The organism is Dyadobacter sp. CY327 (assembly GCF_021390415.1).
GTDB lineage: Bacteria > Bacteroidota > Bacteroidia > Cytophagales > Spirosomataceae > Dyadobacter > Dyadobacter chenhuakuii.
Genome location: NZ_JAJUXJ010000001.1, coordinates 1884238 through 1905773, shown reverse-complemented (window position 1 = coordinate 1905773; position 21536 = coordinate 1884238). Strand labels below are relative to the sequence as shown.

The 21536-nt window shown below is 47.3% G+C and carries 17 protein-coding genes; 12 read left to right on the top strand and 5 right to left on the bottom strand.

Features of this window, described 5'->3' with window-relative positions:
- Positions 1–72: 72 nt before the first annotated feature.
- Complete coding sequence (locus LZG74_RS07955; protein WP_233796345.1) at positions 73–756, bottom strand: arylesterase; 684 nt, start codon at positions 754–756, stop codon at positions 73–75.
- A 108-nt stretch (positions 757–864) separates the two neighbouring features.
- Between LZG74_RS07955 and LZG74_RS07950 the strand changes: the two genes are divergently transcribed.
- The 4 genes from LZG74_RS07950 (at position 865) to LZG74_RS07935 (ending at position 9197) form a co-directional block, all read left to right on the top strand.
- Positions 865–1533, top strand: coding sequence for an ABC transporter ATP-binding protein (locus LZG74_RS07950; RefSeq protein ID WP_233796029.1), 669 nt, complete (start codon positions 865–867; stop codon positions 1531–1533).
- On the top strand, positions 1530–4076 hold the full coding sequence (locus LZG74_RS07945) for an FtsX-like permease family protein (protein WP_310589291.1): 2547 nt from the start codon (positions 1530–1532) through the stop codon (positions 4074–4076). The genes LZG74_RS07950 and LZG74_RS07945 overlap by 4 nt, the downstream gene beginning before the upstream one ends.
- Before the next feature lie 332 nt (positions 4077–4408).
- Complete coding sequence (locus tag LZG74_RS07940) at positions 4409–7492, top strand: SusC/RagA family TonB-linked outer membrane protein (RefSeq protein WP_233796028.1); 3084 nt, start codon at positions 4409–4411, stop codon at positions 7490–7492.
- Between the two features lie 10 nt (positions 7493–7502).
- Positions 7503–9197 (top strand): RagB/SusD family nutrient uptake outer membrane protein, encoded by a 1695-nt coding sequence (locus tag LZG74_RS07935; RefSeq protein ID WP_233796027.1) that lies wholly within the window; start codon positions 7503–7505, stop codon positions 9195–9197.
- Positions 9198–9550: 353 nt separating this feature from the next.
- On the opposite strand, the gene LZG74_RS07930 is transcribed toward LZG74_RS07935, so the two are convergent.
- Positions 9551–9721 carry a hypothetical protein gene (locus LZG74_RS07930; RefSeq protein ID WP_233796026.1) on the bottom strand — a complete coding sequence of 57 codons (171 nt, stop codon included), beginning with the start codon at positions 9719–9721 and terminating at the stop codon, positions 9551–9553.
- A gap of 131 nt (positions 9722–9852) precedes the next feature.
- Positions 9853–10884 carry a LacI family DNA-binding transcriptional regulator gene (locus LZG74_RS07925; protein ID WP_233796025.1) on the bottom strand — a complete coding sequence of 344 codons (1032 nt, stop codon included), beginning with the start codon at positions 10882–10884 and terminating at the stop codon, positions 9853–9855.
- Between the two features lie 127 nt (positions 10885–11011).
- Between LZG74_RS07925 and iolB the strand changes: the two genes are divergently transcribed.
- The 8 genes from iolB to iolE all read left to right on the top strand — a co-directional run bounded on the left by iolB (position 11012) and on the right by iolE (position 20930).
- Entirely contained in the window at positions 11012–11878 is an 867-nt protein-coding gene (iolB, locus tag LZG74_RS07920; protein ID WP_233796024.1) for a 5-deoxy-glucuronate isomerase, read from the top strand.
- 28 nt (positions 11879–11906) lie between these two features.
- Entirely contained in the window at positions 11907–12914 is a 1008-nt protein-coding gene (gene iolC, locus LZG74_RS07915) for a 5-dehydro-2-deoxygluconokinase (protein WP_233796023.1), read from the top strand.
- A gap of 78 nt (positions 12915–12992) precedes the next feature.
- The gene (locus LZG74_RS07910) at positions 12993–14459 is read left to right on the top strand and encodes a CoA-acylating methylmalonate-semialdehyde dehydrogenase (RefSeq protein ID WP_233796022.1); all 1467 of its coding nucleotides are present in this window, start codon (positions 12993–12995) and stop codon (positions 14457–14459) included.
- A gap of 29 nt (positions 14460–14488) precedes the next feature.
- Positions 14489–15517 carry an inositol 2-dehydrogenase gene (gene iolG, locus LZG74_RS07905; protein ID WP_233796021.1) on the top strand — a complete coding sequence of 343 codons (1029 nt, stop codon included), beginning with the start codon at positions 14489–14491 and terminating at the stop codon, positions 15515–15517.
- A gap of 50 nt (positions 15518–15567) precedes the next feature.
- Positions 15568–17181 (top strand): sodium/sugar symporter, encoded by a 1614-nt coding sequence (locus tag LZG74_RS07900; RefSeq protein ID WP_233796020.1) that lies wholly within the window; start codon positions 15568–15570, stop codon positions 17179–17181.
- 8 nt (positions 17182–17189) lie between these two features.
- The gene (locus LZG74_RS07895) at positions 17190–18134 is read left to right on the top strand and encodes a class II fructose-bisphosphate aldolase (RefSeq protein ID WP_233796019.1); all 945 of its coding nucleotides are present in this window, start codon (positions 17190–17192) and stop codon (positions 18132–18134) included.
- Positions 18135–18158: 24 nt separating this feature from the next.
- On the top strand, positions 18159–20024 hold the full coding sequence (gene iolD, locus LZG74_RS07890) for a 3D-(3,5/4)-trihydroxycyclohexane-1,2-dione acylhydrolase (decyclizing) (protein WP_233796018.1): 1866 nt from the start codon (positions 18159–18161) through the stop codon (positions 20022–20024).
- Positions 20025–20027: 3 nt separating this feature from the next.
- The gene (iolE, locus tag LZG74_RS07885) at positions 20028–20930 is read left to right on the top strand and encodes a myo-inosose-2 dehydratase (protein WP_233796017.1); all 903 of its coding nucleotides are present in this window, start codon (positions 20028–20030) and stop codon (positions 20928–20930) included.
- A gap of 12 nt (positions 20931–20942) precedes the next feature.
- Here the strand turns inward: iolE and LZG74_RS07880 are convergent, their stop codons facing one another.
- Complete coding sequence (locus LZG74_RS07880; protein ID WP_233796016.1) at positions 20943–21266, bottom strand: DUF5615 family PIN-like protein; 324 nt, start codon at positions 21264–21266, stop codon at positions 20943–20945.
- Entirely contained in the window at positions 21250–21489 is a 240-nt protein-coding gene (locus tag LZG74_RS07875; protein WP_233796015.1) for a DUF433 domain-containing protein, read from the bottom strand. The genes LZG74_RS07880 and LZG74_RS07875 overlap by 17 nt, the downstream gene beginning before the upstream one ends.
- Positions 21490–21536 lie beyond the last annotated feature (47 nt).

Sequence of the window (21536 nt, the reverse complement as noted above, 5' to 3'; positions counted from 1 at the left end):
AAGGCCCGGAATGTATGTTTTTTAACATATTTCCGGGCCTTTTTCTTGTTTTACTATGCACCGGCTTGCGAATTAAAGCAGGTCCTTAATCCGCACCCAAACGTTTTCAGCAAGGATTTTGTGTCCTTCCGCAGTCGGGTGAATGCCGTCGGGCAGGTTTAGTTTGCTTTCGCCACCTACGCCTTCCAGTAAGAATGGAATAAGGGTAATTTTATTTTTATCAGCAATCTCTGCATATACGGCTTTGAATTCCGAAGCATATTTCTGTCCCATATTAGGCGGGATTTGCATGCCTGCCAATACAAGTTTAGCATCGGGATACTTTGCCCGCACTTTGTCCAGAATGGCTTGCAGGTTCTTCCTGGTTTCCGAAACCGGGATGCCCCTTAACCCATCGTTACCGCCCAGTTCCAGCACAAAAATATCCAGAGGCTGTTTCAGAAGCCAGTCGATCCGGCTGTTTCCGCCTGAGGTGGTTTCGCCGCTCACGCCAGCATTGATCACCTTATAACTGAGTCCCAGGGAATCAATGCGTTTTTGGATTAAACCGGCAAATGCCTGCGAAGGATCATCCAGTCCGTATCCTGCGGTAAGGCTGTTTCCAAAAAACACAATGGTTTTGTTGGCACTGGCAGGGGTTTTTAAAGTTGTTTTTACCGAATCCTTCTGTTCGGCAGTTTCTTTATTTTCACTGTTGCAAGAAGTCAGAATGGCGCCGATAAGCAGCATTTTGGCTATAAAAACAAAGCGATTCATCATATAATGGTATATTTATGTGCAAGCTAAATCCAAAAGAACCAAATTGGAGTAAATCAAGTTGCCCCAGTTTAGCACACCGGAAAAACATAAAATTAAAAACAATTGATGGATACCATACTCGATCTGCAACAGGTTAGTAAAATATATAAAAGTGGCGACCGTTCGCTGACCGTTTTAGACAATATCAATTTCTCAATCGCAGCCGGCTCAACGATGTCGATCGTGGGGCCTTCCGGAAGCGGAAAAACTACACTTCTGGGCTTGTGCGCAGGTTTGGACCGGTCTACATCCGGAACCGTTGAGCTGCATGGAACGAGGCTCAATGGTCTCAATGAAGATCAGCTCGCCTCCGTCAGGAATCAGTATGTAGGTTTCATATTCCAAAATTTCCAGTTGCTCCCCACGCTTACTGCACTCGAAAACGTAATGGTCCCGCTGGAATTACGAGGCGAAAAGAACATTAAGCCCCGCGCGCTGGACCTGCTCGATAAAGTAGGCCTTGCCGAAAGAAGCCATCATTATCCTACCCAGTTATCCGGCGGAGAACAGCAACGCGTTTCCCTTGCCCGGGCATTTTCCAATAAACCGCAGATCCTTTTTGCCGACGAACCGACCGGGAACCTGGACGCAGAAACCAGCGAAAAAGTGGTAAAACTGCTTTTCGACCTCAACCGGGAAGCCGGAACGACGCTTGTGCTGGTAACGCACGATCTGGAACTGGCGGCAAAAACGCAACGCATTATTCGCATTAAAGGCGGCAAACTGGTTGAATGATGAATCAAGATAAAATTAATTTCCCCTGGTTATTGCAAATGGCGTGGCGTGACAGCCGGAAAAACCGCTCGCGGCTGCTCCTTTTCATCTCATCCATTATCCTGGGAATTGCTGCCCTTGTGGCCATTTACTCCCTGGGTGATAACCTCAGATTGAACATTGATAACCAAGCGGCAACATTAATAGGCGCTGACCTGGCCCTTAATACCGGAAAACCTGTTGAAGGAAAGGCTAAAACGCTTGTGGATTCTTTGGGGAAAACCAGGTCTGAGGAGCGCAGTTTTGCCTCTATGATTTATTTTCCGAAAAATGGCGGAAACAGACTTGCTCAGGTCAGGGCTTTGGAAGGCGACTTTCCTTATTATGGAAAGTTCGAGACCATTCCCTTGACTGCCGAACAAACATTCCGATCACGGCAAGAAGCGCTTGTAGATCAAAGCCTTATGCTGCAATATCAGGCAAAAGTCGGCGATTCGATCAAGATCGGAAATGTTACTTTTGCCATTGCCGGAATTTTGGAAAAAGCGCCTGGCTCTACGGGACTTACGAGCACAGTTGCGCCATCGGTTTACATTCCCATGCGCTATCTGGCCCAAACGGGTTTAATGCAGAAAGGAAGCCGCGTCGCTTACCGCTATTATTACAAATTCGCGCCGGAGACAGATGTTGAAAAGCTTGCCAAGCAGCTCGAACCTCGTTTTGAAGCCGGTGATCTGGACTATAAAACCATTCAATCCCAAAAAGAAGACACGGGCAGATCATTCAAAGATCTGACGCGCTTTTTAGCGTTGGTAGGATTTGTCGCATTGCTTTTGGGCTGCATCGGGGTTGCGAGTGCCATTCATATTTACATTCGTGAAAAACTCAACTCAATTGCTATTCTGCGCTGTCTGGGTGTAAAAGGCTCTCAGGCATTCCTGATTTATCTGATCCAGATTGCAGGAATCGGCATCATTGGTTCTATACTGGGCGCTATCCTGGGCACGACCATTCAGCAATTTTTACCGATCGTGATCAAGGATTTTCTGCCTTTTGAACTTACTACGGACATTTCCTGGCTCGCAATCGGACAAGGTTTGGCTATTGGTGTGCTAATTTCAATCCTTTTTGCATTGCCTCCGCTTGTTTCCATCCGTAAGGTTTCGCCGCTGAATGTGCTGCGCGTTTCGCTGGATGCGGTGAAGATGGAAAGAGATCCGTGGGCGTGGGTGCTCTACGGCCTGATCGTCGTGTTTATTTACGGCTTCGCATTTCTGCAAATGCAAACGTGGATCGAAGCGCTGGTCTTCACGGCCAGCATTCTGGCTTCGTTTGTTGTGTTATATGCATTCGCAAGTTTGCTTATGTGGCTCGTCCGCAAGTTTTTCCCGACGTCATGGAGCTATTTATGGCGACAGGGCCTGGCTAATTTGTATCGTCCCAACAACCAAACTTCCATTCTGGTTGTCTCCATCGGCCTCGGCACTTGTCTGGTCTGCACCTTGTTTTTTGTTCAAACGATTTTGCTCAACCGGGTGAAAATGTCGTCCAGCGGAAACCAGCCGAACATTGTCCTTTTTGACATTCAGGGCAGTCAGAAAGAAGCTGTGCTGGCAATTGCAAAAGCGCAGAATATTCCTGTTAACCAGAACGTTGCGATCGTAAACATGCGATTGGAAGAAGTCAATGGAAAAACAGCATCCGACTTTGAAGGCGACACCACAGCCGAGCAATCCCGCCGCATCTTTGGCCGCGAATACCGCGTAACATTCAGGGATTCACTGAGTTCCACAGAAAAATTGACCAAAGGAAAGTGGAAGGGCACTTACAAGAGCACCGACGGCCTCATCCCCATTTCTGTTGAGCAGGGATTTGCAGACCGGAGCAGGCTCAAACTAGGTGATACGCTGGTTTTCAATGTGCAGGGAACCATGATGTCGACCACCGTTTCCAGTTTACGCGAAGTGAACTGGGGCGAAGTCCAGACCAACTTCCTGGTTGTTTTCCCAACCGGCGTGCTGGAAGAAGCACCTCAGTTTCACGTTATGCTTACGCATGTGCCCAATCCGCAGGCATCGGCCGTTTTTCAGCAATCCATCGTGCGCCAGTTTCCCAACATTTCAATCATCGATCTGGCATTGGTACTTCGTGTTTTGGATGATATTTTCAATAAAATCGGTTTCGTGATCCGCTTTATGGCAGGTTTCAGCATTCTTACGGGACTAATTGTGCTGATTGCTTCCGTATTGATCAGCAAATACCAGCGCTTACAGGAAAGTGTGCTGCTCCGGACATTAGGCGCTAGTCGTAAACAGATCTTCTCCATTACGGCATTGGAATACTTTTTCCTGGGATCACTGGCCGCTTTTACAGGCATTCTGCTTTCGCTGATCGGGAGCTGGTTACTGGCAAAGTTCAGTTTTGAAGCGGAATTTAAGCCTGAGTTTATACCAATACTTATAGTCTTTTTATTCGTGTCTTTGATGACCGTTTTCATCGGGCTTATCAATAGCCGGGGCATTCTCTCGCGCCCGCCGTTGGAAGTCCTGCGCCAGGACGTGTAGGCGCTCAGGAGCTGATTTAACAATTCCTTAAACTCAAATTGTTTTCGCAAGGAGCAATAACAACGACTTTTGCGTGCAATTGCCGGTTGTGGCTGCTTGTGGGGTTTTTTGGTGCTTTTCCTGTTGATTTCATCCTATAAAATCTTCTTATTTTTTCAAACGTTTGCATAAAATTTCAAACGTTTGCATAGCCTATAAAGTAATTTCTATTAAATATTTTAAAAATACAATTTGTAATCTTGCGTAACCAGAACCCTAAAATATCATTATATGCCCCTCTCTGCTTGCGCATCCTACCTTTCATTAACAATTCAACCCAATAATTTGATCTCATGAAAAAAACTTTGACTCTATTAGTCAAAACCGGGACACTTAGCATTTGCCTGTTGCAGGGCGCGGCCATTTCTGGGCCACATGCAACGGCAGCGGCTATATTGCCGGTTTCGGGAAGTTTATCGAGCCATTTCGGAGCCGACATGCGTGTAATGCAGGACGTTACGCTCACAGGAAAAGTGCTGACAGACGGCACAACAGACGGATTGCCCGGTGTTACGGTGGTTGTTACACCCGTTGGCGGCGGTTCCAAGCAAGGCGCCACAACAGACGAAAATGGTGTCTTCACCATTTCGAGCCTTCAAACAGGAGTTCGTTACAACCTGGAATTCAGCTATATAGGTTTTGAAAAACAATCTCTGAACGATTTTTTACTCACAGAATCAAATAACAGTTCGATTGAAATCAAACTAAAAGAATCAACATCCAACCTTAGCGAAGTGGTGGTTGTAGGTTACGGAACGACTGTTAAGAAAGACATTACGGGATCCGTTAAATCTTTGAAAAGCAGCGAGTTCAATACGGGTATCATTAACTCACCGGAACAATTGCTGCAAGGTAAAGTTTCGGGTGTGAACATTACTTCGGCAACCGGTGAACCGGGTGCAAAAACCAGCATTACCGTTCGCGGGCCGGGTGGGATACGCACGGGAAGCACGCCGCTTTTTGTCGTGGACGGAATGGCGCTGGATAATAGCGGAACCGGCGGCGATACAAACCCGCTGAATTTCATCAATCCACAGGACATTGAGTCAATGGATGTTTTGAAAGATGCCTCTGCGACAGCGATTTATGGTGCACGCGGTGCCAATGGTGTTATTTTAATTACAACTAAAAAAGGAAAATCGGGACAAGCCAGCGTGACCTATTCAGGATCATTGGGGATATCCAAGATGGCCCGTCCGCTGGATGTGTTATCAGGCCCGGAATTTCTTACCGAAGCTGCCAAACTGGGCGGTACGGTGATTGATGGCGGCGCAAATACGGATTGGCAAAAGGAAATATCCCGGAGCGCAACCACGCATAACCACAACATTTCAGTAGGCGGTGGAACGGACAAGATGACCTATTACGGATCATTCGGTGCGCAAAAACAACAGGGTATTTTGAAAGGCAGCCAGCAGGACCGTTACACAGGCCGCATTAACCTTTCCCAAAAGTTGCTGAACGACCGCGTTACATTAGATGTGAATCTGAATGCAACCAATACCAAAAATAGACGGCCTAACATTCAGGGAATGATCGGCGGCGCTATAACGGCGAACCCGACTTATGCGCCTTACGACGCGAATGGCGAACCGTTTCAGTATCAGGATGGAACCAACCCGCTGATCCCGCTGAGATTATACAAAGAAGTTTTGAACACAAACCGTGTCCTGGCATCTATTTCGCCTTCGGTGACCATCATTAAGGGTTTGGTTTATAAGCTGAATTTCGGTCTTGATAATTCTACGGCAACCCAGGACAAGCAAACCTTGCCGAATGCTGTTCCGTTCGAGATCGGTCGTCTGGAAAATTACCAGACAAAAAACAGTAACAGCCTGATCGAAAATTACCTGACGTATACTGCAAATAGCAAGAACCACAGTTTCAGCGCACTGGTTGGTCACTCTTTCCAGCGCATCTCGTTGTCCGGAAAGAATTTCAGCATTAATAAATTCCCGATTTCGGACATTGAGCCTATTAATAACCCGAACCTTGGTCAGGATTTGACATTGATCCTGAACGCTCCGGGCGGTTATGCTCGTATTAATGAGCTGCAATCGTTCTTTGGAAGGGTGAACTATGGTTTCAAAGACAGATATCTCGCAACAGCAACGCTTCGCGTGGACGGCTCATCCAAGTTTGGAGCTAATAACAAATACGGCTCATTCCCTTCATTCTCATTGGGTTGGATAATTTCTGAGGAAGAATTCATGAAATCGTCTCCTTTCTCGGACCTGAAACTTCGTGCAGGTTGGGGATCAACGGGAAATCAGGAAATCCCTTCTAAAATTACACAGGCCCGTTTCACATCAGTTGTCTCACCCACAACAAGTTACCCAATCGGAACAGGCTCCTACCCTGCCGGGACTACCAACACCAGGCTGGCTAACCCGAACATTCAATGGGAAGTGTCGAAGCAAACGGATATAGGACTTGACTTCGCTTTGTTCAAAGGCGCATTGAGCGGTGAAATCGACTATTTTACCAAAACATCTGAGAAAATATTATTGGAAGTAATTCCTGCCGATCCTATCCAGCCAGCTGGTGTTTTCTGGACCAACGTACCTGATATGAAGATCAAAAACCAGGGACTTGAAGTTGATTTGAATTACCGCGAATCACTGGACAACGGACTACGATACTCTTTTGGTGGTAACATTACATTTATCAAAAATAACGTAACAGGTTCTCCTTATTCTGTAATCCCATCGGGCGCTGCCCAAGGCCCGGGCCTCACGTCGGCGACCATTAACGGATACATTAATAATCAGCCGATCGGCACATTCTTCCTGAAAGAATTTACAGGTTTTGACGAAAAAGGAATCAGCACATTCAGGGACGTGGATGGCGACGGAATTGTGACAGACAAGGACCGCGTTGCTGCCGGGACGGCACTTCCTACCCGGATGTACAATTTCAATGGTAATGTGTCTTTTAAAGGTTTTGATTTGACAGCAAACTTCAACGGCGTGGCTGGAAACAAGGTTTATGACAACACGGCCAACTCCAATTTCTTTAAGCTGAGATTATCAAAAGGTTTGAATGTCACCCGCGAATCATTTGCAGAAGCAGCTGAATCGGTGAACAATTCGGCGCCTGTGTCAACAAGATATTTGAAAAACGGCGCTTATCTGAGGTTGAATAACCTTGCATTGGGATACAACCTGAATACCACGAAACTGGGTATCAACAAATGGGTGCAAACTGTGCGCGTGTCGGTTACAGGCCAGAACCTCGTGGTATCGACCAAATACACAGGTTACGATCCTGAGGTGAACAACGACCGCAATATCAATGAGATTACTTCTTACGGCGTTGATTATCTGAGTTATCCAAAGGCTAAAACAATCCTTTTTGGTCTAAACATTGGCTTTTAATAAATAAAAGATGAAAAAGAAATTATCACTCATATTTGCGGTTGCGAGCTTATTATTTGTCACAAATGCCTGCACCGATCTTGAAGAGCAGGTTTTGGACGAAACGCTTAAAGCCAATTTGTCTCCCGACGAAGCTGCAAACGGCCTGATAGCGCCCGTTTACGCATTGCTGCCCAACTTGTTCCAGCATACGACCTACTTTGCGCTCAACGAAATATCCACCGACGAGGCCATCCTACCCTATCGCGGCGGAACCGACTGGGGCGATAACGGAATTTATCTGGCGCTGCACCAGCACAATACAACGGCTACGGATCCGAATGTTACCAGCACCTGGAACACATTATCGCAATCCATTTCCAGGTCGATCACGGCTATCACCGGTTTGAAAGATTCCAAGTCGGCCACGGCGGGACTTTACGCTGCGGAAGCTCGGGGCATGCGTGCATATTATAACATGATTATGCTGGATATGTACGGCGTGGTTTTTGTGAAGGACGATCCCAATGTGGCTTCCGTGATCATCAGGGGTGACGAAGCTGTGAAATACATTGAAAGTGAACTCCTTGCTATTGAGCCGATTGTACAACCTAAATCTGTGGTTGGCCCTGGAAGGCTGAACCAGGTTGCCGTTTGGGGACTACTAGCACGCCTTAATTTGAATGCAGCGGTTTACCGCAACATTTACGCACCGGCTTTCACATTTTCACCTGCGGATATGGATAAAGTAATCCAGTATACCGACAAAATCATTGCCTCAGGCCAAGCAAAACTGTCACCGGATTACTTCGCGATTTTCGGCAACCAAAACCATACGAACCAGGAGCTTATTTTCGCAGTGGACCAGCGTTCCGATTTGAATGGTCACAATCGTCTGGCTTATTTCTCCATCTCGGGTGACCAGTTCCCACTCGCAGCGTTTCCAGCCGCAAACGGAACGGACGGCCCCGCCATCACATCCGACTTTTACCAGTCGTGGGTGCAGGCATATGGCGCAGTTGATCCGAAACGAGATCCTCGGTTTTATCAGGAAAATATGTCTGTGTATTCCAACACAGCAGATACATGCGTGAAGGATTCTGATTACAAGATCAACCGCGGCATTCTGCGCGGTCAGCAATATGGTGCATTGCGTGTCAATGGCGCATTTGTAAGATGTCCGGATGGCAAGCTGAAAGTAGGTAAATTGGCCTACATCACCCGTAACCGCGCCGACTTGCCTGTAAGTTTTGGCGAACTCGTTGACTTTACGACGGCTGGAAGTAACTATAACACAGGTTTCCGCGTTGCGAAATACGAATTCGGCAGCGAATCCAATACAGGCCGTAACAAAGGGGATGCAGACATTGTAATCCTGCGCCTTGCAGACATTTACATGATGCGTGCCGAAGCCAAATTGCGTAAAAGCAACGATGCCGCCGCCGCATTGGCAGACGTAAACATCGTAAGGGCATCCAGAACCGCCACCACGCCGCCACCCGCATTAACAACCATGAACCTCGACCTGCTATTCCGCGAAAGAGGTTTCGAATTCTACTGGGAAATGCTCCGCCGCAGCGACATGATCCGTTTCGGCAAATACGAAGGAAAATGGACCGAAAAATCCAATGCCGACGTAAAGAAACGCATCTTCCCAATTCCCCAGGGCGCCATCGATGGCGCATCGAACACTCCTGGATATTTGGTACAAAATGAGGGATATTGATATTTGAGAAGTTCAACGTTTATAAATGCAAAAAAGCAGCTGGGGACCCGGCTGCTTTTTTTGCGTTTATAATTACCAATAAACTAGTTTACAAGGAATGAATTCGCAAATGATTAGCTCTCGATCTGTTTCAATGAAGACAATGGTGTATTTCTTTTTGTAAACAAAACATTTGTAGCCAATCAATCTTCTATCCGGTTCCCGACACGTGGCAAATGATCTATCCGATTTTCCGAGGCTTCCTAAAAAATCGTAAGTATCATCTACAAATTTCTTAGCTGTCTGCGACATTCCCTTTGATTCAATAAACCAAGAAATGTCAGCAAGATCATCAATAACCGATTGCCGAATGACTACTTCCCGGAAGCCCATTCATCAATTCGCTTCTTGCTTAGCGCACGAGCTTCCTCGATGGAAAAGGTTTTTTCAGGCTTCCACTTCAATGCTGCGGTTATTTGCAGCGCTTGGTAATCTTTTTTCGGAATGACAACATAGTTTTCGTCGTCAATGATTAATTCTTTCATGAAGTCCATGATTTAATAATTCAAGTTAACAATATTTACCGGACAAACAACTCCTGTTCATCCAATGCATCCTTTGCATCACTGAATTAGACGTTAGACTTTTCTATCGGTCACATTTATTTTCTAAAAACTCAAATCCGCAACGAACTTTCTCTAATAATCAACTCCGAAGGCAGCACGATGCTTTCATGTTTAAAGTCCTCTGCGCCATTGACTTGGTTAAGAAAAAGCCGTGACGCTTCCATGCCGATTTTGCGGCCAGGGCGGCTTACGGTGGTTAAGGATGGGAATGTGTAGGCAGAGATGGGCGAATTGTCGAAGCCTACCAGGCCGACGTCCTGCGGGATGCGGAGGCCTTTGTCTTTAACGACCCGCATGGCGCCGATGGCAACCTGGTCATTTACGCCGAAAATAGCGTCCGGTGGCGTGGCCATTTCCAGGAGCCGTTTTGTGGGTACAATGGCGCTTTCGACTTTAAAGTTGGTATTAATGATGAATTCTTCCTGAACGGGCATGTCATATTTTTTGAGGCAATCAATGTAGCCTTTCAAACGTTGTTCGCTGACCGTTAGGCCGTTAGGCCCTTTTAAATGGGCGATGTTCCTATATCCGATGCTGAGCAAATGCTCGACGGCCGCAAAAGCACCATGATAATCGTCCACCGTGGCCCGGCTGGTCTCGAAATCTTCATACTCGCGGTCAATAAAAATGAGCGGTGTTTTTCGCTGGATCACACTTTCCAGATGCTCGTAATAGCCTGAGTCATAAGTCTCCTGCGATACGGAAAGGAAAATCCCTTCGGTCCTGTTCGAGAGCAGTTTGGCGAGATATTCTTTTTCCAAAGCATAATTCTCATTGGTTACACAAATGTTAAGCGTGTAACCCATGGGCTGCAATGCCTGATGAAGACCTTCAATAACGGCGGTTTCGTAGTAATTACTGATTGTCGGGACAACCACTCCCAGCGATGCCGTTTTTTTATTTAACAAACTCAAAGACACCTCATTCCGCTGGTAACCCACTTCCCGGGCATATTCCTGGATGTTTTTACGGGTGTCTTCGTTGATGGCCGGATGGTCGTTAAGAGCGCGGGAAACGGTGGATGGCGAGCACCGGAAACGGCGGGCAATGTCTTTAATGGTTACGGGTCGGGGGGAATTCATTTGTATAATTATGGCAATTAAATCTTTGAAATTTTTTCAAACGTTTGCATTCAATATAAACATATTTACATTTTGTGTTTAATTTATACAACGCTATCATTGTGTACAAATGTAACGAATTACCACAATGAGTGACCTGCTAGTTAAACCTGCGCCTGACCAAAAAACCTACCATTCCCTTACGAGCGATCAAGCCGGTTGGACTTATTTGAACTTCGAGGCTAAAATACTGGATGTAAACGAACAAATTTCAGGAAACACGGGCGAGTACGAATATTGCTTCGTTTTGCTTGGCGGAAATTTTAAAGTCGAAGCCGCCGGACAAACCTGGGAAACGAAAAACGGTCGCAAAGATGTGTTCAGCGGAATTGGACATGCCATGTATTTGTCGAGAAATACGGATTACGTTTTAACGGCACAATCACCTCAGACCGACATTGCGATTTGCTACGTAGCATCCGACGAGGATCACCCGCCGCGCATGAAACGCCCGGAAGAAGCTGCGATCGAATATCGGGGCGGCGACAATGCGAACCGTCAGATTAACAGCTTATTGGAGCCTGGTTTTGACTGCCACAAAATCGTTTGCGTGGAAGTTTACACGCCTTCGGGCAATTGGAGCTCGTTCCCTGCCCATAAGCATGATGTTCGCACGGAAGATGAAAACGGCAATCTGATTGAGGCGAATCTGGAGGAAATTTATTTTTACAAAATCGACAAACCGCAGGGTTACGCCATCCAGCAGGTTTATACTCAGGACAGATCATTGGATGAAATAGTCCGTGTGCATCATAATGAAGCCGTACTGGTTCCAAAAGGTTACCACCCCGTTGTTGCCGGACATGGTTACAATGTTTATTATCTCAATTTCCTGGCCGGAAGCGACCAATCGCTGGCCAACACCTCTGACCCCGACCACGACTGGATTTACGGAACCTGGAAAGGCTCCGATCCGCGCTTGCCGATTGTAACGGCCGAAATGAATGGCAAATAACGCCGCACCCCTTTTTTAATTCTCCGCAATGAAAAAATACGACTTACTGACCCTTGGCCGCTCGTCTATCGACCTGTATTCGGCTAATGTAGGCAGTCCTTTTGAAAAAATAGAAGCATTCAACGCATTCGTGGGCGGATGCCCGCTGAACATTGCCACCGGTGCACGCAGACTTGGTCTGGAAACCGCCATTCTAACAGGCATAGGCAACGATCAGGTCGGGAATTTTATCAAACATTTCCTTGATAACGAAGGCATTAAAACAGATTATGTTCCAACAATTGAGGGCACCAGAAGTTCCGCTGTTGTACTCGGCATTGAGCCGCCGGATCGTTTTCCGCTCGTTTATTACCGCGAAAACTGCGCCGACATTAATCTGAACCTGGATCACGTTGATGCCATTCCGTTCGAAGATTTCAAAGCAGCTGCGTTTTCAGGAACGGCATTCAGCAAAGATCCGAGCCGCACTGCTATGTTTTATGCATTGGAACTAGCTAAGAAAAACAATGTGACCCGTTTGCTGGACATTGATTTCCGGGCCGATCAATGGTTTGATCCAAGGGCATTTGGCGTTACAATCCGGGCTGCATTGCCCAGCTTCAATATTGTCGTAGGGACCGAAGAAGAAATCCTGGCCACATTCCTGACCGACAAAGAGCAGCTCCTGATTAAGCATCAGCAAATCTCTGCTCCTGAAATCCGCGGCAACATTGAAAACGCAATCCAGGAAATTATGGCTTCCGGTGTGGAAACATTGGTGGTCAAGCGCGGGAAAGATGGCGCTTCTATTTTTCAGCCTGGAAAAGAGGAGGTTAAGGTGCCTGGTTTCCCTGTTGAAGTTTTGAATGTGCTCGGCGCTGGCGACGCGTTTTGCGCCGGATTTTCTTTTGGGTTACTGAGCGGCTGGGACCTTTATCAGAGTGTAAGAATGGGGAATGCATGCGGGGCGATCATTGTGACGCGCGAAGGCTGCGCCAATTTTATGCCGACCCGGGCCGAAGTGGATGCCTTTGTCGCTGGTTACGGCGGCTTCTAGTCTTCTGAATTAATGCAACCCAGGTTCCGATAATCGGACAATCTGACCAAACTTTTGAATTAATACAATTTAGATAAAATGGAAAAATTACAGAATTACATCAATGGACAGTGGGTGGACAGCCATTCGGATCATTTCGAAAATGTGCTGAACCCTGCTAACCAGGAAGTGCTCGCGCAAGTGCCTTATGGCAATGCAAAGGACGTGGAAGATGCTGCAGAAGCCGCTGTTAAGGGGTTTCAGGAGTGGAGAAGCACGCCCGTTTCGAAGCGCGTTCAATATTTGTTTAAACTAAAAACATTGCTGGAGGATAACGCCGACGACATTGCACGTACGATCGTGCTGGAATCGGGCAAGACGTTTATCGAAGCCAAAGCCGAAATGGTGCGGGCGATCGAGAATGTGGAAAATGCCTGTGGAATGCCTGCAATGATGCAGGGAGAATTTTCTGAAGACATCGCCAAGGGCATCGACGAATACATGATCCGTCAGCCGCTGGGCCCGTGTGCATGCATTGCGCCGTTCAATTTTCCCGGAATGATCACATTCTGGTTCCTGCCTTACGCGCTGGCTTGCGGGAACAGCTACATCATTAAGCCTTCGGAAAAAGTGCCGTTGACAATGACCAAAATTGTGGCGTTGATGGAAAAGCTGGATCTGCCAAAAGGCGTCCTTAACCTCGTGCAAGGTGCGTGTGAAGTAGTCGATGGCATTCTGGAACATCCTGCTATTAAAGGCATTAGCTTCGTAGGATCATCCAATGTTGCTAAATATGTGTATTCCAAAGGCGCTGCGAACGGAAAACGCGTACAAGCACAAGGCGGCGCAAAAAATCCCGTGATCGTGCTGCCCGATGCAGACATTGAAATGACTTCCCAAATCGTGATCGACAGTGTTTATGGTTGTGCGGGACAACGTTGCCTGGCAGCTTCGACCATCATCACAGTTGGTGAGTATAAGGACATTACGGAAAGTCTGGTGGAATCTGCCAAGAACAGAAAAACCGGTTTCGGACTCGATAGCGACGTGCAAATGGGTCCGGTAATTTCAGCTGAAAGCAAAAACCGCGTTCAGACATTGATTGATAAAGGATTAAGCGAAGGCGGAAGGCTGCTCGTTGACGGCCGCAATGCAAAAGTGGAAGGTTATGAAGGCGGAAACTTCATCAATCCAACCATTATCGAAGACATCCCATTAGACGGCGAACTGGCCGGAACGGAGATTTTCGGTCCTGTTTTGAGCCTGGTTCACATTAACACCATTGACGAAGCGATCCGGTTTATCAATGCAGGCAGATATGGAAATATGGCCTGCATATTTACGAGCAGCGGCTCCAATGCCCGCAAATTCCGCCATGAAGCAGAAGCTGGAAACATTGGTATCAACATTGGAGTAGCCGCTCCCGTGGCCCAATTCCCATTCTCAGGCTGGAAAGAAAGCTTTTACGGCGACTTGCACGGACAAGGCAAACACGCCGTAGAGTTCTTCACGCAAACCAAAGTCGTGATCGAACGCTGGCTGAAAGAGTGGAACAGGAAGTTTTGACAAAACATAAACCATTATTCTAATATAAAATGACTAGAAAATTAAAGACCGGGGTGATTGGCCTGGGTCGGATCGGGCAGATACATTTGAGCAACCTGGTTCATCACATGCCTGACGCACAGGTGATTATCGCTTCCGACGTCTTACCTGCGGCACATGAATTTGCACGCAGTCTGGGTGTTGCCGAGGTTACTACGGATGCTTATGATGTGATCAACCATCCTGATGTTGAGGCGGTTATCATTTGCTCACCTACTCCATTCCACGTTCCTTACACAGTTGCGGCTGCGGAAAAGGGAAAGCATGTGTTTTGTGAAAAACCTTTGGACGTAACACTGGAAGCGATTCAAGCTGCGGAAAAGGCTGTGAACGAGAACAATGTGAAACTAATGCTCGGTTTCAACCGCCGTTTTGATGCCAATTTCAGCAACGTCCGCAGTCTGGTGGAAGCCAATAAAATCGGTGATCCGCACATTCTGCGCATTACGAGCCGCGACCCTGCACCTCCGCCAGTGGAATATCTGAAAATCTCAGGCGGCATTTTCCTCGATATGTCGATCCATGACTTTGATATGGCGCGCTACATTGTGGGCAGCGAGGTGAAGGAGGTTTTTGTAAAAGGCGATGCGCTGATCCATCCGGAGATCAAGGAATTTGGGGACATTGACACGGCGGTGATCGTTTTGACATTCGAAAATGGCGCTATCGGCGTGATTGACAATAGCAGAAAGGCCGTTTACGGTTACGATCAGCGTCTTGAAATTTTCGGTTCAAAAGGCATGGCGAAGGCAGAAAACAACACGTCCGACACGCTCGTACATTTCGACAGCAATGGCGGACACATTTCGTTGCCGCTGCATTTCTTCCTGGAAAGATACGAAACAGCTTATCGGGTTTGTCTTAAATCATTCATTGACTGCGTGTTGCAAGACAAGCCGTCGCCTGTGGACGCGCATGACGGACTTATGGCAACCGCCATTGGCATTGCTGCAATGAAGTCGCTGAGCGAAGGCAGAAGTGTGAAAATCGAGGAGGTTTTGCAGTATGCGGTCGTTTAAGTTACTTCGTGCAGAAAATTGAATACCAATTTACCTAACCCTTTACCCGAATGTCCAATACCGGTTTGCAATCGCTGGATTATGTTGTATTCTTTATTTATTTGATAGGCGTTTCTGCTTATGGTTATTGGATTTACAAAAAGAAAAGCTCCAAGGAAGTCAGCTCGACGGACTATTTCCTGGCAGAAGGATCACTGACATTCTGGGCGATCGGCGCCTCGATTATTGCCTCCAACATCTCGGCAGAGCACTTTATCGGGATGTCGGGTTCGGGTTTTGCGATCGGGCTTGCGATTTCTTCCTATGAATGGATGGCGGCGGCTTCACTGATTGTGGTGGCGCTTTTTATCCTGCCGGTTTATCTCAAAAATAAGATTTATACCATGCCGCAATTCCTCCGGGAGCGGTATAATCCCACGGTAGCGACCATTATGGCCGTTTTCTGGCTGTTGCTTTACGTGTTTGTAAACCTTACTTCGATCCTTTACTTAGGTGCATTGGCATTGGAAGTGACTGCTGGTCTGGACTTTGCGTGGGGCATTATAGGATTAGGGCTCTTTGCCGTCATCATCACGATTGGCGGGATGAAAGTGATTGGTTACACGGACGTTGTACAGGTGATCGTGCTTGTTATGGGCGGGCTGGCAACCACTTACCTGGCATTAGATCTTGTTTCAACCCATTTTAACAGACCCGGGATTTTCAATGCGTTAGGCTTGCTCAAAGAACAGGCAGATTCTCATTTCCACATGATTTTGCCCAAAGAAAATCCTTTTTACAAAGACTTGCCGGGCCTATCAGTGATCATTGGTGCGATGTGGATCAATAACCTTGCCTATTTTGGTTGCAATCAATACATTATTCAAAGAAGCTTAGGCGCTGATTTAAAGACTGCGCGGAAAGGGATTTTGTTTGCGGCTTTGCTGAAACTGCTCATTCCGATCATCGTCGTTATCCCGGGCATTGCGGCTTATGTTTTGTACCAAAATGGCATGTTTCAAAAGGAAATGCTGGATGGCGTCGGCGTTGTAAAACCGGATCATGCTTATCCTGTTTTGCTCAATTTGCTTCCGGGTGGACTAAAAGGAATGGCCTTTGCTGCCTTAACCGCCGCAATCGTCGCTTCCCTGGCCGGAAAAGCGAACAGTATTTCGACCATTTTTACACTGGACATTTACAAACAATACATTAATCCGAACGCCAGCGAAAAACAGCTTGTGAAGATCGGCCGCTACACTATTTATGTAGCCATGATCATTGGCGTCATTATTGCGCCGCAGCTGCGTGTGCTGGATCAGGCTTACCAGTTTATCCAGGAATACAGCAGCTTCATTACGCCGGGTGTTTTTGCGATTTTCATTCTTGGAATGTTCTGGAAACGAACAACTTCCGCTGCTGCGTTGACCGCTGCATTGCTGACAATTCCATTGTCCACAGCCGGAAAGTTTATGGCGCCCGAGATTCCATTTCTGGACCGGATGGGCATTATATTCCTGATTCTCTGCGCGGTAATCGTAGTCATGACATTAGCTGATCCGAAAAGCAAACACAATCCAAAAGGACTTGAAATCGACCGGACCATGTTTGAACCAGGCAAAAGTTTCGTCATCGGCTCGATCATGATCTGCGGCGTGATCGCGGCGTTGTACACCGTTTTTTGGTAAAATAAATTATGCTTTTAACGACAAAACAACTTTTTGAAAAATGCTATGGCCGCTATGCGATTCCGGCGGTGAATGTGTTTTTCATGGAAGAAATCCACGGCTTGTTCGCAGCGGCTCAGGAAGCGGAAGCGCCATTTGTAGTGCAGACGACGCCGTTTGCAAGAGATTATGCGCACCCCGATATGCTGCTTTCTATGATCGCTGCGGCGGCCCGGATATATCCTGATGTAGCCTATGCAATCCACATGGATCATGGTTTTGAAGAACATATTTTTCAAGCCATTGAAGCGGGTGGTTACACCTCGGTGATGATTGATGCCAGTCATGATGATTTTGATCAGAATGTGGCTCGGACCAGGGAAGTCGTTGCGCGTGCGCATGCAAAGAACATTAGCGTGGAGGCCGAATTGGGTGTTTTGGCGGGTGTAGAGGACGATCTGACGGTGGATGCGGCGCATTCATTTTATACCAATCCGCAACAGGTTGAGGATTTTGTCAAAGCGACGGATTGTGATAGTCTGGCCATTGCGGTGGGCACGAGCCATGGCGCTTACAAGTTCTCAGGCGGACAAGGTTTGCAGTTTCACATTTTGGAAGAAATTCAAAAGCGGCTTCCGGGCTTTCCTTTGGTGCTGCATGGCGGTTCTAATGTAATTCCTGAGGTTGTGGAGCGCATTAACGCGGCGGGCGGCAATCTGAAAACGGATGCCAAAGGCGTTCAGGAAGACGAAATCCGGAAGGCGATCCCGCTGGGTGTTTGCAAGATCAACATTGCCACGGACACGCGGCTGCTCTGGACGATGGTGAACCGCGAATTTTTCCGCGACAAGCCGGAAGAGTTCGCTCCGACCACGCCGGGGAAGATTTTTATGGAAGAATATAAAAAATTTATGCTGAAAAAGTTTGACCTGTTCGGTTGTACGGGCAAGGCCGGCGATTTCACTTTCGCCTGATAATTCAAGCAAAATCATCACAAAATGACCAGAAGACTTACAGTAGCGCAGGCTACGATCACATTTTTAAAGAACCAGTTCATCGAGCGCGATGGTGTGGAACAGCCTTACTTTGGCGGTTGTTTCGGGATTTTCGGGCATGGTAATGTGGCTGGATTGGGCCAGGCATTGCAGGAAAACCCTGATTTTCGTTACTATCAATGCCGCAATGAGCAATCGATGGTGCATACGGCTGTGGCTTATGCAAAGGTTAAAAACCGTCTCGGTGCATTCGTTTGCACGACTTCCATTGGCCCAGGCGCTACGAATATGATCACCGGTGCGGCTTTGGCGACCATTAACCGGCTGCCCGTTTTGCTCTTGCCCGGAGATATTTTCTCTACCCGAGAGCCTAATCCCGTTTTGCAGCAATTGGAAAGCGCGTCGACACAGGACATTTCTGTCAATGATTGTTTTAAACCCGTTTCCAAATACTGGGACCGCATTAACCGCCCCGAACAGCTCATTTATTCGCTGCCGGAAGTGATGCGCGTGCTCACCTCGCAAGCAGAAATGGGCGCCGTGACATTATCCATGCCGCAGGACGTGCAGACACACGCCTATGACTTCCCGGAGGAGCTTTTCAGGAAAAGAGTCTGGCACGTCGGCAGGCCGAGACCAGATTTGATCACACTGCAGAAAGCTGCGGAATGGATTAAATCTTCTAAAAACCCTGTCATCGTTGCTGGCGGCGGAGCGATTTATAGTGACGCTTGTCCTGTTCTTCAAGATTTTGCCAGTAAAACGGGCATTCCGGTTGGTGAGACATTCGCAGGAAAAGGCGCGGTCCGTTATGACGCTCCTTACAGCATTGGCGGCCTGGGCGCAACCGGGACGAAATATGCGATTGAAATTGCGAACGAAGCCGATGTTGTAATCGGCATAGGAACGCGTTACAGCGATTTTACGACGGCTTCCAAGTCGATATTCAAGAACCCGGATGTAAAGTTTATCAACATTAATATTAGCGAATTCGATGCTTTCAAGCACGCTGCATTGCCGGTTATTGGCGATGCAAAGGCGGTTTTGGAAGAGTTATCAGGCTTATTAGGCGACTACGAAGTTGACTCAAATTACCGCCAGCACATTGCGGATGTTAACAAAGCCTGGGACGACGAAGTGACCCAGATTTACGCCGAAGGCAATGGAACGGTTGTACCTATCGATCAGGCAGTTGTAATCGGCACACTAAACAGTTTCATGGACGACCACGATGTGATGATCAATGCGTCGGGCAGCGCGCCGGGTGATTTGCATAAGTTATGGCGTGCGACTGATCCGAAAAACTTCCATCTGGAATATGGCTTCTCTTGTATGGGCTATGAAATTGCGGCAGGAATGGGTGCAAAAATGGCCGATCCGACGCGCGAGATTTACGTGATCTGCGGCGATGGCGGTTATCTGATGAACAACCACGAAATCGTGACCGCCATTCAGGAAGGCATTAAGTTCACGATCCTGCTTTTGAATAATAACGGTTATGCCAGCATTGGCGGTCTTTCAGAAAGCATTGGCAGTGAACGCTTTGGAACAATGTATAAATATCGGGATGAAAATTCGGGACAGCTTTCAGGCGATTTCCTGCCGGTGGATTTGGCCAAAAATGCGGAAAGCTTGGGCGCTAATGTAATCCGCGCGACAGATCGAGAATCGCTGGAAAATGCTTTGGCTCAATCCAAAACGGCCGATCGCACGACGGTTATTTACATTGAAACCAGTCTTTACCGCACCGTGAAGGGTTACCACGCCTGGTGGGAAGTGCCGATTGCGGAAGTTTCCACTTCTCCGAGCGTGCAAAAGGCCTTTGAAACATATAAAACAAACAAAAAAGAACAGCGCATTTTCCTATAAGCCATGAATTTCGAGAACATTAAACTAGGCGTTGCGCCCATCAACTGGACCAACGACGATATGCCCGAACTGGGCGGCGAAAATACTTTTGAGCAATGCATCAGCGAAATGGCGCTGGCCGGTTTCACAGGCTGCGAAGTCGGAAACAAGTTTCCACGTGATACGAATGTGTTGAAGAAGGCATTGGAATTGAGAGGTTTGCAGATTTGCAACCAATGGAATAGCTACGAGCTAACGACCAAAACCTTCGCCGAAAACCGCGAGAACTTCACCACATTGCTTGATTTCCTCGAAACAATGGGAGCGAAAGTGATTGGTGGCGGTGAAACGGGGAACAGTTGCCAGGGGCAAATGAATGTGCCCGTTTTCGAAGGAAAAGGTATGTTGAATACCAAAGAAGAATGGGACAGCTTCTCATTTGGCTTGAACGAACTGGGCAAAATTGCCCGTGACCGCGGCATGAAGCTGGCTTTTCACCATCACATGGGAACCTGCATTCAAACCATTGAAGAAACGGACCGCCTATTAAATGAAACCGATCCCGAAAATGTGTTCCTGAATTACGACTGCGGACATTTCCATTTCGCAGGCGAAGATCCGGCAGTTGCGCTTCAAAAATACATTGGCCGCACAGCGCATATTCATTTAAAAGACGTACGTCCGAGCATTTTGCAACGTGTTCACGACGAAAAGCTTAGCTTCCTGACAGCCGTTAAAAACGGTGTTTTCACGGTCCCGGGAGATCCCGAAGGCTGCATTGATTTCCCGTCCCTTTTTGCCATCATTAAAGAAAGCGACTACAACGGCTGGATCGTCCTCGAAGCCGAACAAGATCCCGCCAAAGCGGATCCGTTGGAATATGCTATGATCGCGAGGAAGTTTTTTAAGGGGTTGACAGGGATTTGAGATAACAAAACATTACATGATCGCCACCGGCCCAAACGGAAGTCTTGATTTTTTGAGATAATCCCGGACCTGTGGCGATAATTTTGTAAGCTCTGAATAAGAATTGATTTTGGCAGATAAAACAAAAACGGTTACTGGGTAAGCTTTAAAGTTTTGCTGATAACGCATGTTCTTGTCGAAAGTAAGCAACGCATGAAAGCCGTTTTCTTTCAGTAATGCCAATAACTGCGAATCTTTGACGCCGTTCCAGCCCATATCACCGATCGTAAAAATCTCGTGTTCGGGAAAGTCTTCTTTAAGTCTTTTTGGTAGATTCTCGTCAAGCAGCAGCTTCATAGAGTGCCGCAATGTTCTTTGAAGATGTTATTTTACTCGCAACCTCTAACAGACCAACGGCCTGTTCCTTACTAACGGTTGGAAAATCGTCAAGAAATTCGTCCAGCGAAACGCCCGCTTCCAGGTGATCAAATAAAGACTCGACAGGCACGCGGGTTCCGCTAAAAACGGGCTGGCCATTCAGAATGTCATTATCTATTGTCACAATTTGCTTGATATCCATAAGTCTCGGCATTAACGCATGCTGTAAATTTAAACAAAATTTACACT

Excerpts from the sequence above, each read along its gene's own strand:
- LZG74_RS07910 (WP_233796022.1), top strand. The coding sequence starts at position 12,993 with ATGGAAAAATTACAGAATTACATCAATGGACAGTGGGTGGACAGCCAT.
- iolD (WP_233796018.1), top strand. The coding sequence starts at position 18,159 with ATGACCAGAAGACTTACAGTAGCGCAGGCTACGATCACATTTTTAAAG.
- iolG (WP_233796021.1), top strand. The coding sequence starts at position 14,489 with ATGACTAGAAAATTAAAGACCGGGGTGATTGGCCTGGGTCGGATCGGG.
- LZG74_RS07925 (WP_233796025.1), bottom strand. The coding sequence starts at position 10,884 with ATGAATTCCCCCCGACCCGTAACCATTAAAGACATTGCCCGCCGTTTC.
- LZG74_RS07940 (WP_233796028.1), top strand. The coding sequence starts at position 4,409 with ATGAAAAAAACTTTGACTCTATTAGTCAAAACCGGGACACTTAGCATT.
- iolE (WP_233796017.1), top strand. The coding sequence starts at position 20,028 with ATGAATTTCGAGAACATTAAACTAGGCGTTGCGCCCATCAACTGGACC.
- LZG74_RS07900 (WP_233796020.1), top strand. The coding sequence starts at position 15,568 with ATGTCCAATACCGGTTTGCAATCGCTGGATTATGTTGTATTCTTTATT.
- LZG74_RS07880 (WP_233796016.1), bottom strand. The coding sequence starts at position 21,266 with ATGAAGCTGCTGCTTGACGAGAATCTACCAAAAAGACTTAAAGAAGAC.
- LZG74_RS07955 (WP_233796345.1), bottom strand. The coding sequence starts at position 756 with ATGAATCGCTTTGTTTTTATAGCCAAAATGCTGCTTATCGGCGCCATT.
- LZG74_RS07895 (WP_233796019.1), top strand. The coding sequence starts at position 17,190 with ATGCTTTTAACGACAAAACAACTTTTTGAAAAATGCTATGGCCGCTAT.
- LZG74_RS07950 (WP_233796029.1), top strand. The coding sequence starts at position 865 with ATGGATACCATACTCGATCTGCAACAGGTTAGTAAAATATATAAAAGT.
- LZG74_RS07935 (WP_233796027.1), top strand. The coding sequence starts at position 7,503 with ATGAAAAAGAAATTATCACTCATATTTGCGGTTGCGAGCTTATTATTT.
- iolB (WP_233796024.1), top strand. The coding sequence starts at position 11,012 with ATGAGTGACCTGCTAGTTAAACCTGCGCCTGACCAAAAAACCTACCAT.
- LZG74_RS07930 (WP_233796026.1), bottom strand. The coding sequence starts at position 9,721 with ATGAAAGAATTAATCATTGACGACGAAAACTATGTTGTCATTCCGAAA.
- iolC (WP_233796023.1), top strand. The coding sequence starts at position 11,907 with ATGAAAAAATACGACTTACTGACCCTTGGCCGCTCGTCTATCGACCTG.
- LZG74_RS07875 (WP_233796015.1), bottom strand. The coding sequence starts at position 21,489 with ATGGATATCAAGCAAATTGTGACAATAGATAATGACATTCTGAATGGC.
- LZG74_RS07945 (WP_310589291.1), top strand. The coding sequence starts at position 1,530 with ATGATGAATCAAGATAAAATTAATTTCCCCTGGTTATTGCAAATGGCG.